The organism is Deinococcus sp. JMULE3, from assembly GCF_013337115.1.
In the GTDB taxonomy this organism is placed as follows: domain Bacteria; phylum Deinococcota; class Deinococci; order Deinococcales; family Deinococcaceae; genus Deinococcus.
In genome coordinates, this window is sequence record NZ_SGWE01000004.1 from 579,594 (window position 1) to 594,466 (window position 14,873).

The window sequence follows — 14,873 nt, forward strand, 5'->3', positions numbered from 1 at the left end:
GGCATGGGCGGCGAGCAGAAGTTCCGCCTGCAGGTCGAGGGCGGCACGGTCAGCGACGTCGCGGGCCGCGAGGACAGCGCCGCGCCCGCCGCGAAGACCCGCGTGGTCGAGTTCACGACGCCCCGCGCGAAACTGATCGAGGAGGCCAATCAGGCGATCCGCACCGACCTGCGGGACTACCCACGCGCCCTGGCCGCGTACGACGCGCTGCGCGCCGACCCGGAGGCCCTGGCGCACTGGGACATGGCGAACTACATCACCATGCGCAAGCTGGGGTACAACGACCACGGCCGCGTGCACGCGTTCATTACGGGCGCGGCGGGCATGGCGATCACCGAACTCCTGCTCGAGGGCGGGGTGCGGACCGACATCATGGAGAGTGGCGTCGGAGACGCGGACGACGTGTTCCTGACGGTCATCCTGGGCACCATGCTGCACGACATCGGGAACCAGATTCACCGCGTGGGGCACGAGGCGCACGGCGTGGCGCTGGCCCTGCCGATCCTCGACCGGATCATGACGCCGCTGTACCCCGACCCGTTCAAGCGCGTGAAGGTGCGCTCGTTCATCCTGGGCGCCATCAACTGCCACGACCTGAACCCCGCGCCGCTGACCATGGAGGGCGGCATCGTCGCCGTGGCGGACGGGACGGACATCACCAAGGGCCGGGGACGCAAGGCATTCAGCCTGGGCAGCGTGGACATCCACTCGATCAGCGCACTGGCGGTGGATCAGGTGGTCATCGAGCGCGGGCGGGACAAGCCGGTGCTGATCAGCGTGACCATGAACAACTCCGGCGGGATCTTCCAGGTCGAGGAGATCCTGGCGCCGAAGGTGATCCGCACGCCCCTGCGCCGCTTCGTGGACCTGCGCGCCACGACCCGCCCCGAGGGCGAGGAGCAGATCCTCTCGCGCGTGCGGCTGGACGGCGACCACTTCGTGATGGACCTGGAGAGCGGCGCTCAGGTCGAGGTCGAGGTGATGGACACGCAGAAGCAGGTGCAGCAGGCCGTGGCGAACAACCTGGGCATCAGCAGCGAAACCCGCTGAACCCGCAACAGCAGATGGGACCCTGACCGTGTGGCCGGGGTCCCCTCTACCTGATGCCTACTTTTTGGCGCCCGGCAGGGGCGTCGTGCGGGCCGGGCCGCCGTCGATGCCGCCGCTGCGGTGCGTGCCATCGCCGCCTGCCGCGCGGCCCTCCAGGTCGCTGTCCCCGTCGTTGTTCGGGGTGCCCTGGCGGTCCTCGAAGTCCCGGCCGCCCTGCGACCCGTCCTGAAAGCCCGGCTGGTCGTTCACGTTCGTGGCGTCCTCGCTGGCCGCCGCGCGCAGCAGGTCCTCGGCAGCCATCTTGTCGTTCAGCAGTTCGCCGGTGGTGCCGTCGTCCCGGATCTCGCCTTCGGGCGCGTAGTCGCTCGCGTCGTCTCGTGTCATGCCCCGCACGCTACGGGCTGCGCGCCCCCGCGCGGGTGGGATAACGGCAGGGTGACCTTCATACACCGCGCCGGAACGACCGGTCAGTTCCCACCCCGCCACCATCCGAAACCGCCTATACTTGACTGTCTATGACGAAGGATCGCATCACGATGACCCAGCGCGGGTACGACAAACTGGTCGAAACCCTGCACTTCCTGAAGACCACCAAACGCGAGGAGATCTCCGAGAACATGGGCCGCGCCATCGAGGACGGCGACCTGCGCGAAAGCGCCGCGTACGACGAGGCCCGCATGCAGCAGAGCGAGAACGAGGCCCGCATCTCCGAACTGGAGCGGCAATTGGAACGCGCCCTGATCATCGAGGAGGACGCCACGGGCGGCGCCGGACTGGGCGCTAAGGTCCGCGTGCGCGACGCCAAAGGCAAGGAGCATCACTTCGAACTGGTCGGCACGTACGAGGTGGATGTCCTGAAAGGCAAGATCAGCGACGCCAGCCCCATCGGCAAGGCCCTCGCCGGGCGCCGCGCCGGGGAGAAGGTCACGGTGCAGCTCCCCAAGGGCAGCGCCGAGTTCGAGATCATCAGCGTCGACTACCTGTAACCTCACCGCCCCGTTCAGCCCGGCGCCTCCCCTCCCCCCTTCCGGGTGAAGGGAGGTGCCGGGCTGAGCGGCTACACTACCCGCACGCCATGCACCGCCTGATCCGCCCCCTGCTGCCGCTGCTCCTGTGCGGCGCGGCCCACGCCACGCCCGCCTGGGTGATGCCCGTCACGAAACTGTACCCGGTCCCGAACCAGACCAGCACGCCGCTGCGCACCCTCGGTGCCCGCACGGCACTGAACCTGAACCGCTGCTACGCCCTGTGGTGCGACGTGCAGTTCGGCACGCAGCGAGGCTGGGTGCTGCGCGCCGCCGTGGACACCACCGGCGACTGCCGCCGCCTCGTCCCGCTGGGCCTGAAGGACCTGCGCCGCACCGAGGCCGCGTACCACACCAGCCGCGACCCCAACCGCAACGGCGTCGCGTGCGAACCGATGGACCGCCCCCTGCTGGGCCGCTGACGGTCACCCGGGCGTCATCTGGACTTGAGAGACCGTTCAGGTGCGCCCCACACTGCCAGGAGCGCTACAAACCGCCCGCTGCGACGCGAGGACACTGGGCGCGTTGCACCTGCTCCAATGACGCCCGGCGCGGCACTGACCCCGGACCTCTGGCGGACCGTGCAACCTACTCCACCCACCCACACCCCCGCTCCGGCCGGGGTGTTCTGCTGCCCATCAGCGCACCGGTGACCGGAACAGGGCGCTCAGCTCGGGCTCCAGGAGGTCCGGGAGATCCTCCACGCGGACAGTCTGCCCACGGAAATCGGTCGTCACCCATCCCGGCACCGTGACGATCCCGATGACGTCGTACCCGCCCACGGGAGAGAGCCGCTCCGGCGTACTGGACGGCAGACTGACGATCCCGAACTCGATCCGGTCAGGATGCTTCGCGAACAGCCCCCGGAGAGACGCCAGGGCGCGGTCCAGCCCCGACCGGTACGCGGCGCGTTCGGGCAGCGTGAAGGTGCCCAACTACTCCTCCCGGCCAGGGACGACGATCGGGCGATACGAGGTTCTGGCCCCTGCCTGTCCGGTGCCGTTGCGGGCGCGGCCCTGTACACTGTCAGGGTTGCCGCGCCGTGCCAAGTGGCGCGTGGAAGGAGTCTGTATGGGTCTTGCTATTGGTATCGTCGGTCTGCCCAACGTGGGCAAAAGCACGCTGTTCAACGCCATCACGCGCGCCGGGGCGCTCGCCGCGAACTACCCGTTCGCCACGATCGAACCGAACGTGGGTCGCGTGACTGTCCCGGACGAGCGTCTCGCCGCGCTGAGCCGCGTGTTCACGAAGGGTGAGCGCGTCCCGCCGATCATCCCGACGTTCGTGGAGTTCGTGGACATCGCGGGCCTCGTGAAGGGTGCGAGCAAGGGCGAGGGCCTGGGGAACCAGTTCCTGGCGAACATCCGCGAGGTGGACGCCATCGCGCACGTCGTCCGCTGCTTCGAGGACGGGAACGTCATTCACGTCGCGGGCCGCGTGGACCCCATCGACGATATCGAGACGATCAACACCGAACTGATCCTCGCGGACCTGGGCGGCCTGGAAAAACGCCTCCAGAACCTCCAGAAGAAAGCCAAGGGGAACGACAAGGACGCGAAAGAGCAGGCGGAACTGGCCGAGCAGATCATCGCCGTGCTGTCCGAGGGCAAACCCGCCCGCGCCGGGACGTACGACGCGCCCATCCCCAAGGAGTTCGGGCTGATCACGACCAAACCCGTGATCTACGTCGCTAACGTCGGCGAGGACAACCTGACCGAGGACAACGAGTACGTGCAGAAGGTCCGCGAGTACGCCGCCGCCGAGGGCGCGCAGGTCGTGAAGATCAGCGCGCAGATCGAGGGTGAACTGGCCGAGATGCCCGAGGACGAAGCCCGCGCGTTCCTGGAGGAACTGGGCGTGCAGGAAAGCGGCCTGGACCAGCTGGTCACGGTCGGGTACGACACGCTGGGCCTGATCACGTTCATCACGAGCGGCGAGAAGGAAGTGCGCGCCTGGACGATCCGCCGCGGCGAGAAGGCCCCGGAGGCCGCCGGTGAGATCCACAGCGACCTGGAACGCGGCTTCATCCGCGCCGAGGTCATCGAGTGGGACAAGATGGTCGAGGCCGGCGGCTGGGCGAACGCCAAGAGCAAGGGCTGGGTGCGCACCGAAGGCAAGGAGTACGTCATGAAGGACGGCGACATCATGAACGTCCTGCACAACATGTGATACGAACTCCGATTGAATGGCTGACAAAGCCGTTCAATCCGAGCGGAGCGAGTGGAAGAAAAACGGGTTCCGGGCGTGGAGTGGGCAGATCGGTGGTGTTCCGATCTGGCCACGCAACAGACGGAATCCGCTTTCAGGCTGGGTAGAGGGGTGCCGGAGATCGAACCTCCGGTCCCCTCCTTCTATTGTCCTGGGGTGAGGCGGTCGGCTTCGCGGACGGTGACGTAGGGGATGAGGCCCTGGGCGCGGGCCTGGGCGTACGTGCGGGTGGTCAGGTCGGGCTGGTCGGCGTAGTCCACGGTGAACACGGGTTTCCCGGCGGCCTTCCACAGGGCGTAGTCGGCGAGCAGCGTGTCGCGGCGGGCGGCCTCGGTGGGCTGGTTCATGGCGTACACGAAGGTCTCCTCGCTGCCCAGGGCGTCCACGCAGGGGGCGTAGCGGGGGTCGCGGATGAGTTCGGCGGCGTTCTGCGGGACGATCAGGAACCCGGCGCGGCGGGCGCGGGCGTGCGCGGCGAGGCGGCACACCCACGCGACCATCTCGGCGCGGGCGGCGGGCCGGTCCGGGTGCCCCTCGTAGGCGTCGATCAGGTCCAGGTACGCGCCGTGGAAGCCCTGGTCGATCACGCGGTCCAGTTCCCGCAGCGTCAGCGCCTGCCAGTCGGCGTCCCAGTAGGCCACGTCGTAGTTGCCGGGCCAGTCGGGCTGTTCCGCCAGGAGCCACGCGGGGGTGCCTGGGCGCCAGCCGGGCTGCCAGTACGGGCGGTACGCCTCGGCCGCGCCGACGCTCAGGTAGCCCAGCAGGACGTGCGTGCGGGCGGCCTGCGCGACCTCCGGGGCGGGCCAGGGGCGGGCGTCGTCGTCCAGGGTATCCACGACGACCACGTCGAACGCCGAGGCGGCCACGCGCGTCAGGCGGTCGGTGCCGTACCCGGTCAGCTGGTAGCCCCAGGTGCGGGCGGCGGTCAGCGGCATCGGGGCGGGCGTGGCAGGTGTCCCGGTTGCGGGTGGGTTCTGTCCGGCCTGCGTGGGCGGGGCGGCGCAGGCGGACAGCAGGAGCAGCGCGGGCCACAGGTGCGCCGGGAGCGTCATGCCGGGACCGTGCCCGGGGCCGGGTGGGCGTCCGGGTTCAGCAGGGCGCTCAGGGCGTCCGTGAAGGTATGGCGCAACTGGAAGCCGCTGGCGTGCAGGCGGTCCAGGCTGGCCTGCTGCCAGGGCACGTCGCCGCTGCGGGGACTGCCGGGGGCGTCCTCCAGGACCTCGCCGTCGTAGTCGAGCTGCGCGGCGAGGCCGGTCACGATGTCGCGCACGGGCCGGGCCTCCCCGCTGCCGACGTTCACGGCGCCGCCCAGCGCCCCCTGCGGGAGGACCGTCAGGGCGTGGGTGACGGCGCGGGCGACGTCGCGGGCGTCCACGAAGTCCCGGTACGCGCCCAGCGGCCCGAAGCGCACGCTGCGCTGCCCGGCAGCCCGCGCGGCCCGCAGGGTGGCGGCGGCGCGGCCCGGCAGGGTTCCCTCGCCCAGCCCGGCGCCCAGCGGGTTCGTGAGGCGCAGCGCGGCCGCCTGCACCCGCCCGGCCCGCGTGGCCTCCTCGATCAGGGCGGTGCCCGCCAGTTTGCTGCCCCCGTAGGGGCTGAGGGGCCGGGCGGGGTCGTCCTCGCGGCTGGCGTGCCCGTGCGGGGTGCGGCCGTACTCGGCAGCGGAGGACAGGTGTACCAGGGGCAGTCCGGCGCGTGCGGCGGCCCCCAGCGCCTGCGCGACGAGCAGCACGTTCGCGCGGGTCAGGTCCGGGAGCGTGCCGGCAGTGAGGCCCGCCGCGTTCACGATGGCCTGCGCGCCGCGCGTCAGGCTATCCCAGGTGGCCTCCGGGGCGTCCGTCAGCGCCGCGCCGGACGCCACATGGACGGTCCATCCCTCGGCGCGCAGCTGCGCCGCGACGTGACGGCCCAGGAAGCCGCTCGCCCCGATCAGGAGGGCAGTGCGGGGGGTGGGGGATTCGGTCATGCACAACCTCCGAACTGGGAGAGGCGGGCCGGGCAGGGGTGTGAAAAATCATACACCTACCCGGCCCGCTGATCCCACCGTCAGCAGCGCAGCTCGGTCACGCCCGCGTACCCGCCCACGAACAGCGCCACCCGCAGCTCATGGATGAAATTCGCCAGCCACGCTTCGGCGGCGTCGGCGCTGTGCAGGGCGGGTTCCAGCAGCGGGCGGGCCACCGCGACCATCCCGGCGCCCAGGCACAGGGCGCGCGCGGCGTCCAGGCCGGTGCGGACGCCGCCCGACGCGATCAGCGGCACGCCCGGCGCGGCCAGTCGCGCGTCCCGCAGCGCCTGCGCGGTCGGCACACCCAGGTCGCACAGGTCCGGCGTGCGGACCTCCCCGTGATGCACGAGCTGCTCCACGCGCGCCCAGCTCGTGCCGCCCGCGCCCGCCACGTCCAGCGCCGCGAAGCCCAGCGGGGCCGCCAGCGCCGCCGACGCGGCGTCCAGCCCGTGCCCGACCTCCTTCAGGATCACCGGGAAGTCCAGCGCCGGGATCAGCTCGGCCAGCCGGTCGCGCAGGCCCGCCCAGCGGGTATCCCCGCCCGGCTGCAGCGCCTCCTGTAGCGGATTGACGTGAATGGCCAGCGCGTCCGCCCCGACCTCCCGCACCGCGCGCCGCGCCTCCTCCGGGCCGTAGCCCAGCAGGAACTGCGCGCCGCCCAGATTCCCGACCAGGGGAATGTCCGGCGCGACGTCCCGCACCTGAAAGGACGCGGCGGCCTCCGGGCGTTCCAGCATCACGCGCTGCGAGCCCAGCATCATGCCGATCCCCAGCCGCTGCGCCGCCACGGCGAGGTTACGGTTGATGCGCCCCGCCGCCTCGGCCCCGCCGGTCATCGCGCCGATCAGGACCGGCGCGGCCAGCGGGCGGCCCAGGAAGGTGGTGCGCAGGTCCACGTCCTCCAGGTTGCGCTCGGGCAGCGCCCGGTACGGCCACGCCACGTCCTCCAGGCCGGTCGTCTGCCGCGCGTACTGACTGTCGGGCCGCAGGCACGCCTCGATGTGCCGCAGTTTGCGGGTCTGGATGGCGGACGGTTCGGGCGTGCTCACGCCGCCCAGCGTACCCGGCGCCCGGCGTGCGGGACTGTCGCGCGGCACGCCGAGCGCACAGGTGTTGACAGATCCCGAAACGGGAGATACTATTCCTGAGCACTGAACGCGGCAACGCGAAGAAAGAGCGAAAAGAAGAACCAGAGTAACGCAGGGTAGAGCAGTCTGGTAGCTCGTCGGGCTCATAACCCGGAGGTCGCAGGTTCAAATCCTGTCCCTGCAACCAAACACCCCCACTTCGGTGGGGGTTTCTTCTGTTGTGCCCCCCACGCGGGACGGCCGCCCCGGGAACGAACGCGCCGCGTGTGGCGTACTGAGACGCGTGAGTCTCGCGTTCCTGATCTTCCTCGTCGCGTGGGTGATCGGCATGATCGGCACCTTCGTGCCCGCCCTGCCCGCCACCGCCATCATCTTCATCGGCAGTGTCGCCGCCACCCTGATCGACGGCTTCCAGCCCTGGCCGGACCTGCCGTTCCTGATCACCTTCGGGGTCATCACGGTCCTGATCGGCATGATCGACAACGTCGCCTCCGCCTGGGGCGCCCGCAAGTACGGCGGCAGCAAACAGGCCGTGTGGGGCGCCATCATCGGCGGGATCGTGGGCATCCTGCCGATCATTCCGTTCGGCCTGATCGTCGGGCCGCTGCTGGGCGCCCTGACCGCCGAGCTGCTGATCGTGCGCAAGGCGCCCATGGACGCGCTGCGCAGCGCCTGGGGCACCCTGATCGGCCTGCTCGCCGGGATCGCCGCGAAGGTCGTCCTGCACCTCCTGATCGGCCTGTACGAACTGTGGCGGCTGTGGGACCCCGCTCAGAGCGTGTTCTGACCTGATCCCACCTCTTCCCCGCCCCGCGTTACTGCGGGGCGGTTTTCCTTCAGCGGGCCAGCAGCACGGGCGCCAGCGCGATGAAGCCCACCGTCAGCGCAGGCAGCAGCGGCAGCAGCGCGCCCAGCGCCGCGCGGCCCGCGCGGCCCGTCAGTTCCCGGAACGCCACGAACGCCAGCCCGGACTGCACCAGCGGCGCCACCAGCGTGACCACCAGCAGCAGGAACGCCGCCGAGCTCGTCTTCAGGCCCGCCAGCCCCAGTCGCTGCGCCGCGTTCGGGTCCTTGCCCACCGCCGCCAGCGCGTCCGCGGCCGGGCGCCACGCCCCGTCGGGGATCAGGAAGCTCAGGACGATCACCAGCACGTACAGCGGCGGGAGCAGCGCGAAGGTCGCGCCGAACACCTCCGCCGGGCGACCCGCGCGACCCGCGCCCAGCAGACCCAGTCCCCACATCAACCCGAACGTGAACATTGACAGGAACGCCCCGCCGATCACGTTCAACGCGTGCGACGCGAGCGGAGCCGCGCCGCCCGCCACCTCGGCCGCGAGGTTCACCGCCGGGCGCACCAGCGCCGCGTACGCCCCGCCGGACAGCACCGCCGCGACCGCCACCACGCCCAGATACCGCCACGCGAGCGGCTCGGTCGGCGCAAGCGCGCGGGCGAACAGACGCGGACCGGCCAGGATCGAGGCGGGCAGCGGCGCCTCGGGAACAGGGGCGGGAGGGGCAGTCGGGCGGGAACGGGCCATCCGGAGCATGCTACCCGCTGACCGGGGCGGGTGCCGGAGTCGGATGCCCTGCCGGTCCACCCGTCAACCTCCGCCTGTCATACGGATTCCGTCTGTTTCGTTAACAACCCGGAACCACACCGGGTTGCCAACTCCACGCCCGGAACCCGCTTTGCTCCTTCTCGCATCCGCTCGGGTTGAAAGTTTTTGCAAACCTCTCAACCGGAGCCCTTATCAGCCGTTGCGGGCGCGCCACCACGCCCACGCCAGCACGACCAGCGCAGCGTAGACCAGCACAATCAGCGCCCCGCCGACCGCGCTGCGGGCCAGTTTCTGCGGGTGGCCTGCCGCCTCGCGCCGCGCGTCCTGAAGCACCTCTGGCGGGATCAGGCGCAGCGCCACCCACAGCCCCGCCGGGACGAGCAGCAGGTCGTCCAGCTGCCCCAGCAACGGAATGAAGTCCGGGATCAGGTCGATGGGACTCAGCGCGTACGCGAGGACCAGCAGCGCCCACGCCCGCGCGTACCAGGGCATGCGCGGGTCGCGGGCCGCGAGGCTCAGGGCGAGCAGTTCCGCCTTCAGGTGCCGCGCGAACGCCCGCAGCCGCGCCCACAGGCCAGCACGGGCCGGGTCGGTCATCGCAGCGCGCCGCGCAGGTCCGTGACCCACTGCGCCACGCCCGGCAGGGTCAGCGCCCCCGCACTGAGGCCGAACAGCAGCATGATTACGAACGCGCCGCTCAGCCACGGGCCGGGCGCGCTGCGCTCCTGCGGGTCCGCCTTCGGGGTCAGCCACAGGTGCAGCACGACGAGGACCACCGTCCCGAACAGCGCCGCACCCCCGGCGACCGGCAGGCGCAACGCCTCGTTCTTCAGCAGTTCGGTCGCCCGCTCCGGGTCGGACGGGAGGCGACCCGCGAGCAGCGTGCCCAGCCCCACCGCGATGGTGTTGTTCAGCGCGTGCACGATCACGCCGTTCCACAGGCTGCCGGTGTGCTGCACGACCCTCGCCAGCACGTACGCCAGCGGAATGATGCCCACCACGCTGGCCGGAACGCCGTGCGCCAGCGAGAACACCAGCGTACTCGTGACCGCCGCGACCGTGAACCCCGCCGCCCGCTCGTGCCCGCGCATCAGTAGACCCCGGAATGCGACCTCCTCCGCGAAGGGAATCAGGAGGCCCGCCGCGAGCAGCAGCACCCACACGTCCGCCCCCTGACTCAGGAACTGCGGCACCGCGTTCGCGGACGACGGCACCAGCGTCACGAACGCCAGCACGAACGCCCGCGACGCCAGGAACGCCAGCGCGAACGCCGCCAGCGCCACGCCCCATGCGGGCGGAGTCCGCCAGCGCGAATCCCGCAGCAACGCCGTCATGGTGTCCCGGAACGCCGTGAACGCCACGAGCACCACCACCGCGAACGCCCCCAGCAGCGCCAGCCCCAGCGGCGCCCCCACCCCCATCAGCACCGCCGACACCACGTTCTGCACCAGCAGCAGCGTCAGCGCCGCGCGGTTCCCACTGACCGCCCGCACCCCGGCAGGCTCGGCAGGCGGAACGGGCGGCACACTGGGCGCGGTAGGCTCTGGAACGGTCATGCCCCCGAGCCTACCGCGCCCACCCCGCACAGCGCGTCAACGGAAAGTTGAGAGGTGGGGAGTGGGGAGTGGGGAGTGGGGAGTGGGGAGTGGGGACAGCGTGTCCGCGAATCGTCTTCCCGTGTCAAGCCCACACCGCACGCTGCGCCTGCCGCGCCCCTTAAGCCGTCAGGACGCGGATCGCGCCCGCCAGGGCCTCGTCGTCCACCTGATGGTGCAGCACGAAGCGGACGCTGTCCGGCCCGAGCGCGTTGCACAGGACGCCCTGCTCGCTCCAGCGGGTGGCATGCGCCGCTGCATCGTGCACGGTGGCGTAGATGATGTTCGTCTGCACGGCGCTCAGGTTCACGTCGAAGCCCGCGTTCACGAGGGCGTGGGCCAGTTCGCGGGTGCGGCGGTGATCCTCCGCCAGCCGGGCCGGACCCTCGCGCAGGGCCACCAGCGCCGCCGCAGCCAGCACGCCCGCCTGCCGCATGCCGCCGCCCATCATCTTCCGGTAGCGGTGCGCCCCCTTCATGGCCGCCGCGCTGCCGACGAGCACGCTGCCCACCGGCGCACCCAGGCCCTTGCTGAGGCACACGCTGACCGTGTCGAACATCCCCGCCACGTCCCGCAGCGGCACACCCAACGCCACCGCCGCGTTCACCACCCGCGCGCCGTCCAGGTGCAGCGGCAGCCCCTCCTCGGTCGCCACCGCGCGAATCCCCGCCAGCACGTCCAGCGGGATCACCGTCCCACCCGCCTTGTTATGCGTGTTCTCCAGACTGATCAACCCGCTCGGCGACTGGTGGATGCTGCGCCGGATCGCGGCGCGCACGTCCTCCGGGGCGGGCACACCCAGCGGCGCGGGCACGAAACGCGGCACCACGCCGCTGAACGTCGCCATCATGCCCAGTTCCCACTCGTAGATGTGCGACCCCTCCGCGCAGATGACCTCCTCGCCCCGGCGCGTGTGCAGCGCGATCGCCACCTGATTCGTCATCGTCCCCGACGGCATGAACAGCCCCGCCTCGTGCCCGGTCAGGCGCGCCACCTCCGCCTGCAACTCGTTCACGGTCGGGTCCTCGCCGTACACGTCATCCCCCACCGGCGCCTGCGCCATCGCCTCGCGCATGGCAGGCGTGGGGGTCGTGACGGTATCGGAACGCAGATCGGCAATCGGGCGGGACGCAGTCATGCCCCGGATGCTACGCCGCGCCGCACCCAAAGTGGGACGCGCCCCGGGACACGAGGTGGTATGCCTGGAGGATGCGTCCCTGGCTACCCCTCCTGCCCCTGCTGGTCGCCTGTCACGCCCCGGCTGACACCCTCCCGCCGGAACTGGCGCGGCTGGCCGGGCGGGACGCCTGGGTGTACGGCGGCGGCCCGCTGCGCTGCGTCCGGGGGAGCAGTACCACCGAGTTCTTCATTCCACTCACCACCCCGGTCCGGGTCACGCAGGTCGAGCAGACCGGCCCGCGCGAGGTTGAAATCGGCGTGAAAGGACACGTCCGCGAGCAGAGAACGCCGCAGGCCATCATCCTCACACTCGAACCACAGGGACCGGTAGAACCCGTCTCAGGCAGCAGCGGGAACGGGCCTCTCCCCCGCTGGTGGCAGGGACTGGAGGTGAAGTCCTGCACGACGTTCCGTGTCGCTTTCGTGGACGAGGCTCACCTGAACCGCACGCTGAGCTTCACGCCCCCGCCCGGTGCCATGCAGCGCCTCAGCAGCCAGCCCCGCGCCTCCAGCGTCGGCCTGAGCGCCACGCACCTCCTGTGGCTGCGCGGCCCGCCCGAAGAACCCCTGACCGACGTGGAGACCCTGCTGCGCGCGACCACCTGGACGGTCATCGGCGGAGTCCCATACGGCGATCAGGTCACCACCTTCCGGAACGGACAGGTGATCCGGGAGACATTCCCAGGCATGGGACCCTGAACCTCTACAGGTCCGGCCAGAGGTCCCGCCGCACCGCGTCCGCGACGGCCTGGACGGGGTCTTCCTTAAGGCGGCGAGCGATGAACTCCGGCAGATCCGTGCGGGAGGCGACGGCTTGTCGCAACTCCCAATTCATGGCCCGGACTGAGATCAACTGGTCCCACAGGTCCGGGGTCATGAACGGGGAGTCCAGCATGGCGTGAAGCAACTCCGTGATCCGCTGGTGTTCCTCGCCGTGACCCCTTTTCCAGAATCGAAACGAGTGGATTCCCTGCGTGATCAGGGCGCGCAGGTGATCCGCCGTGAAGTTCGGGTGCTGCACGAGCAGGAGGTCGTGCGCGGTCCCCACCAGTCGCGCCAGCATCTCTGGGGGCGTGGTCGGGTCGGTCAGCAGGGGCCGAATCCCATCCGGCCCTGACGCCCGCAACTGCTCGATGATCGGCAGGGACGGTGTAGTCGGATTGGCGGCGAGGTTCACTAGGACGTTCCCGGTGGCGACCTCGGCGTACACGCCCAGCAGGTCAGGCGGCAGCGGCTCCCGCGTGTGGAAGTACGGGTTGAGCACGTCCGGTCCCAGGCGGGCGAGCACCTCGCGGGCCACTACGGGGGGCAGCGTCCGGTTGCGCAGCAGCGTCTCCGCCACCCAGTCCACCGGGTCGGACGCGAGGCGGCGGGCCAGGGGTTCGTCCAGCGGAGCTCCCACGGCCATGGCTCCCCGCACGGCCACACCGCCTGAATTCAGGAGGGCGTCCCGCACGTCGGGCGGCAGGTCCGGACGTCCCGCCAGTGATTGCTGCCCCTGCTCGTCCGCGCCCAGCTGCGCCCACAACGTCCGCAGGAACTCCGGGGGCAGTGGTCGCCGGGGCAGCGCCCAGACCGGCAGGGGGCCGTTGCCGAGCATGTCCATCAGTTCATCGTCCCTCAGGTCGTCCCGGCGCAGCAGAGAGGAAATCGCTCCAGGAAGTGTCCGGAGTACGTCGCGGACGTCCGGCAGCAGGTTGGGCGCCTGCGCCAACGAGTCAAGGTCATGGCGAAGTTCAAGGCCACCACCGGCGGCCCGGGCGACGCGCCACTGCTCCTCGGGCGGCCAGGACGGATCGAAGGGGTCCTCTTTCGTCTCGTCCTCCCGGAGATCGTAGGCTTCCTTCACCAGCGAATGTGGGTCGTCTTTCAGGTGGTTCAGCAGGTCGCCTAGCAGGTCCTCGCGGCCCATGACGGCGGCGCGGACGCTCGGGTCCGGGTCGGTGGCGTACGTGCTCAGCAGGTCCAGGGGGACGGATTCCGCTCGGGCTGCCATGCGGCGCAGCGTCACGTCTGCCCCCCTGAAGAGCGTCAGCAGCGCCGAGCGCACGTCCTCAGCCGCCGACGGGTTGTTGAGGACCGCGAGGCGGACGCGCCATTCGGGGTCCCCGGCGAGGTCGGTCAGGGTGCGGCCGGGCGTGCTGGGGTTCGCGGCGACCGCGCGGCGGACCTGCGCCCACTCGCTGCGGGCCAGGGTGTCCAGCACGCGGGGCAGGGTGGCGGGGTTCCCGGCCTCCATCTCCTGTTTCGACAGTGGCAGGGTGCGGCCCGGTCGGTCGCGCATGGTCCAGGAGACGGACGGGTCCAGGTCCCCGTGCAGCGGCGTGACCCAGTCGTCCGGCACGGACCGGTTCCCGGCGACCGCCGCGCGGATCTGCGGGTCGGGTGAGGTCACCCAGGCGTTCACCTGTGACCGGGTCGGGTCGGGGGTGCTGCGGGCTGCCAGGACTTCCTCCGGGTTGCCAGTGAAGGTCACCTCGTAGGTGCCGCCCAGACTGTTCCCCGTCAGGTAGGTCAGCTGCCCGAACGGCACCACGTCTCCGCTGGCGAGGTCCCACAGGTAGGTGCCGAACGTGCTCAAGTCTGCGTTCCACACGGCTTCGTTCCACACGGCTTCCCGGATCCCCTCTTCCAGTTCCGGCGGCAGGGTCAGCGCCTGTCCGTCCTCGCCGAGCACCTCCAGTTCAAACTGCCTCTCGTCGCTGTGCCAGTGGTACGTGAACTGCACGCGGGCCACTCCGGCGCGCTGCAGGCGGCGGGTGAAGCCCTGCGGGAAGACGCTCACGGGCCTTCCTCCTGTTCGCTTTCGCTCAGGCGGGCGGCGCCGCGGGCCATCCAGGGGCGCAGGGGCAGGTCGCCCAGCCAGTCCTGCACGGTGGGAATCTCGCCGCCCATGTCCTCGCGGACGTGCTGCTCGCCGATCAATCGCACGGGGACCTTCTTGCCGGTGCTGAGGGTCAGGGTGGTGCCGAAGACCTGTTCGCACAGGAAGATGCCCAGGCTGGAGTGCAGGACGGCGCGGTGGCGGACGTCCGGCAGGTGGGCCTTGGTCTGGTCGAACCAGTTGTGGATGGGCAGGTACTCGTCGGGCGTCCCGCCGAACTGTCGGCTGGAACTGATCGCGTGGTGGTACGGGTGCGCCATGCCCCAGGGTACGCGGGTGG

17 protein-coding genes and 1 tRNA gene are annotated in these 14,873 nt (G+C 70.8%); 7 read left to right on the plus strand and 11 right to left on the minus strand.

Annotation, left to right across the window (positions count from 1 at the left end; genetic code table 11):
* Window positions 1–3: 3 nt before the first annotated feature.
* Entirely contained in the window at window positions 4–1,050 is a 1,047-nt protein-coding gene (locus EXW95_RS05590) for a phosphohydrolase (RefSeq protein WP_174368840.1), read from the plus strand.
* Window positions 1,051–1,107: 57 nt separating this feature from the next.
* On the opposite strand, the gene EXW95_RS05595 is transcribed toward EXW95_RS05590, so the two are convergent.
* Window positions 1,108–1,434 (minus strand): hypothetical protein, encoded by a 327-nt coding sequence (locus EXW95_RS05595; protein WP_174366632.1) that lies wholly within the window; start codon window positions 1,432–1,434, stop codon window positions 1,108–1,110.
* A 131-nt stretch (window positions 1,435–1,565) separates the two neighbouring features.
* Here EXW95_RS05595 and greA point away from each other — a divergent pair, with 131 nt between their 5' ends.
* Together greA and EXW95_RS05605 are read left to right on the plus strand one after the other, a co-directional pair.
* The gene (greA, locus tag EXW95_RS05600) at window positions 1,566–2,036 is read left to right on the plus strand and encodes a transcription elongation factor GreA (protein WP_174366633.1); all 471 of its coding nucleotides are present in this window, start codon (window positions 1,566–1,568) and stop codon (window positions 2,034–2,036) included.
* Between the two features lie 89 nt (window positions 2,037–2,125).
* On the plus strand, window positions 2,126–2,497 hold the full coding sequence (locus tag EXW95_RS05605; RefSeq protein ID WP_174366634.1) for an excalibur calcium-binding domain-containing protein: 372 nt from the start codon (window positions 2,126–2,128) through the stop codon (window positions 2,495–2,497).
* Window positions 2,498–2,713: 216 nt separating this feature from the next.
* On the opposite strand, the gene EXW95_RS05610 is transcribed toward EXW95_RS05605, so the two are convergent.
* Window positions 2,714–3,010 (minus strand): hypothetical protein, encoded by a 297-nt coding sequence (locus EXW95_RS05610; RefSeq protein ID WP_174366635.1) that lies wholly within the window; start codon window positions 3,008–3,010, stop codon window positions 2,714–2,716.
* Window positions 3,011–3,146: 136 nt separating this feature from the next.
* On the opposite strand from EXW95_RS05610, the gene ychF reads away from it, so the two are divergent.
* A complete protein-coding gene (gene ychF, locus EXW95_RS05615; RefSeq protein ID WP_174366636.1) occupies window positions 3,147–4,244 on the plus strand; it encodes a redox-regulated ATPase YchF in 1,098 nt (365 codons plus the stop codon).
* A 182-nt stretch (window positions 4,245–4,426) separates the two neighbouring features.
* On the opposite strand, the gene EXW95_RS05620 is transcribed toward ychF, so the two are convergent.
* The 3 genes from EXW95_RS05620 to fni form a co-directional block, all read right to left on the minus strand.
* Window positions 4,427–5,335, minus strand: a complete 909-nt coding sequence (locus EXW95_RS05620) for an MJ1477/TM1410 family putative glycoside hydrolase (RefSeq protein ID WP_174366637.1) — start codon at window positions 5,333–5,335, stop codon at window positions 4,427–4,429.
* Entirely contained in the window at window positions 5,332–6,246 is a 915-nt protein-coding gene (locus EXW95_RS05625; RefSeq protein ID WP_174366638.1) for an NAD(P)-dependent oxidoreductase, read from the minus strand. The genes EXW95_RS05620 and EXW95_RS05625 overlap by 4 nt, the downstream gene beginning before the upstream one ends.
* A gap of 80 nt (window positions 6,247–6,326) precedes the next feature.
* On the minus strand, window positions 6,327–7,337 hold the full coding sequence (fni, locus tag EXW95_RS05630; protein WP_174366639.1) for a type 2 isopentenyl-diphosphate Delta-isomerase: 1,011 nt from the start codon (window positions 7,335–7,337) through the stop codon (window positions 6,327–6,329).
* Between the two features lie 149 nt (window positions 7,338–7,486).
* Between fni and EXW95_RS05635 the strand changes: the two genes are divergently transcribed.
* Both EXW95_RS05635 and EXW95_RS05640 read left to right on the plus strand, forming a co-directional pair.
* Window positions 7,487–7,563 (plus strand) — tRNA-Met (locus EXW95_RS05635).
* Between the two features lie 96 nt (window positions 7,564–7,659).
* Entirely contained in the window at window positions 7,660–8,163 is a 504-nt protein-coding gene (locus EXW95_RS05640) for a DUF456 family protein (RefSeq protein WP_174366640.1), read from the plus strand.
* Between the two features lie 49 nt (window positions 8,164–8,212).
* On the opposite strand, the gene EXW95_RS05645 is transcribed toward EXW95_RS05640, so the two are convergent.
* The 4 genes from EXW95_RS05645 to EXW95_RS05660 all read right to left on the minus strand — a co-directional run bounded on the left by EXW95_RS05645 (window position 8,213) and on the right by EXW95_RS05660 (window position 11,668).
* A complete protein-coding gene (locus EXW95_RS05645; protein ID WP_174366641.1) occupies window positions 8,213–8,914 on the minus strand; it encodes a hypothetical protein in 702 nt (233 codons plus the stop codon).
* 213 nt (window positions 8,915–9,127) lie between these two features.
* Window positions 9,128–9,532: a YkvA family protein gene (locus EXW95_RS05650; RefSeq protein ID WP_174366642.1), complete on the minus strand. Its 405-nt coding sequence runs from the start codon at window positions 9,530–9,532 to the stop codon at window positions 9,128–9,130.
* On the minus strand, window positions 9,529–10,491 hold the full coding sequence (locus EXW95_RS05655; protein WP_174366643.1) for a CPBP family intramembrane glutamic endopeptidase: 963 nt from the start codon (window positions 10,489–10,491) through the stop codon (window positions 9,529–9,531). The genes EXW95_RS05650 and EXW95_RS05655 overlap by 4 nt, the downstream gene beginning before the upstream one ends.
* Window positions 10,492–10,651: 160 nt before the next feature.
* Window positions 10,652–11,668, minus strand: coding sequence for a low specificity L-threonine aldolase (locus EXW95_RS05660; protein WP_174366644.1), 1,017 nt, complete (start codon window positions 11,666–11,668; stop codon window positions 10,652–10,654).
* A gap of 71 nt (window positions 11,669–11,739) precedes the next feature.
* Here EXW95_RS05660 and EXW95_RS05665 point away from each other — a divergent pair, with 71 nt between their 5' ends.
* Window positions 11,740–12,408, plus strand: coding sequence for a hypothetical protein (locus tag EXW95_RS05665; RefSeq protein ID WP_174366645.1), 669 nt, complete (start codon window positions 11,740–11,742; stop codon window positions 12,406–12,408).
* A gap of 4 nt (window positions 12,409–12,412) precedes the next feature.
* Here the strand turns inward: EXW95_RS05665 and EXW95_RS05670 are convergent, their stop codons facing one another.
* Together EXW95_RS05670 and EXW95_RS05675 are read right to left on the minus strand one after the other, a co-directional pair.
* Window positions 12,413–14,494 carry a hypothetical protein gene (locus EXW95_RS05670; RefSeq protein WP_174366646.1) on the minus strand — a complete coding sequence of 694 codons (2,082 nt, stop codon included), beginning with the start codon at window positions 14,492–14,494 and terminating at the stop codon, window positions 12,413–12,415.
* Window positions 14,491–14,853, minus strand: a complete 363-nt coding sequence (locus EXW95_RS05675; protein WP_174366647.1) for a hypothetical protein — start codon at window positions 14,851–14,853, stop codon at window positions 14,491–14,493. The genes EXW95_RS05670 and EXW95_RS05675 overlap by 4 nt, the downstream gene beginning before the upstream one ends.
* Window positions 14,854–14,873 lie beyond the last annotated feature (20 nt).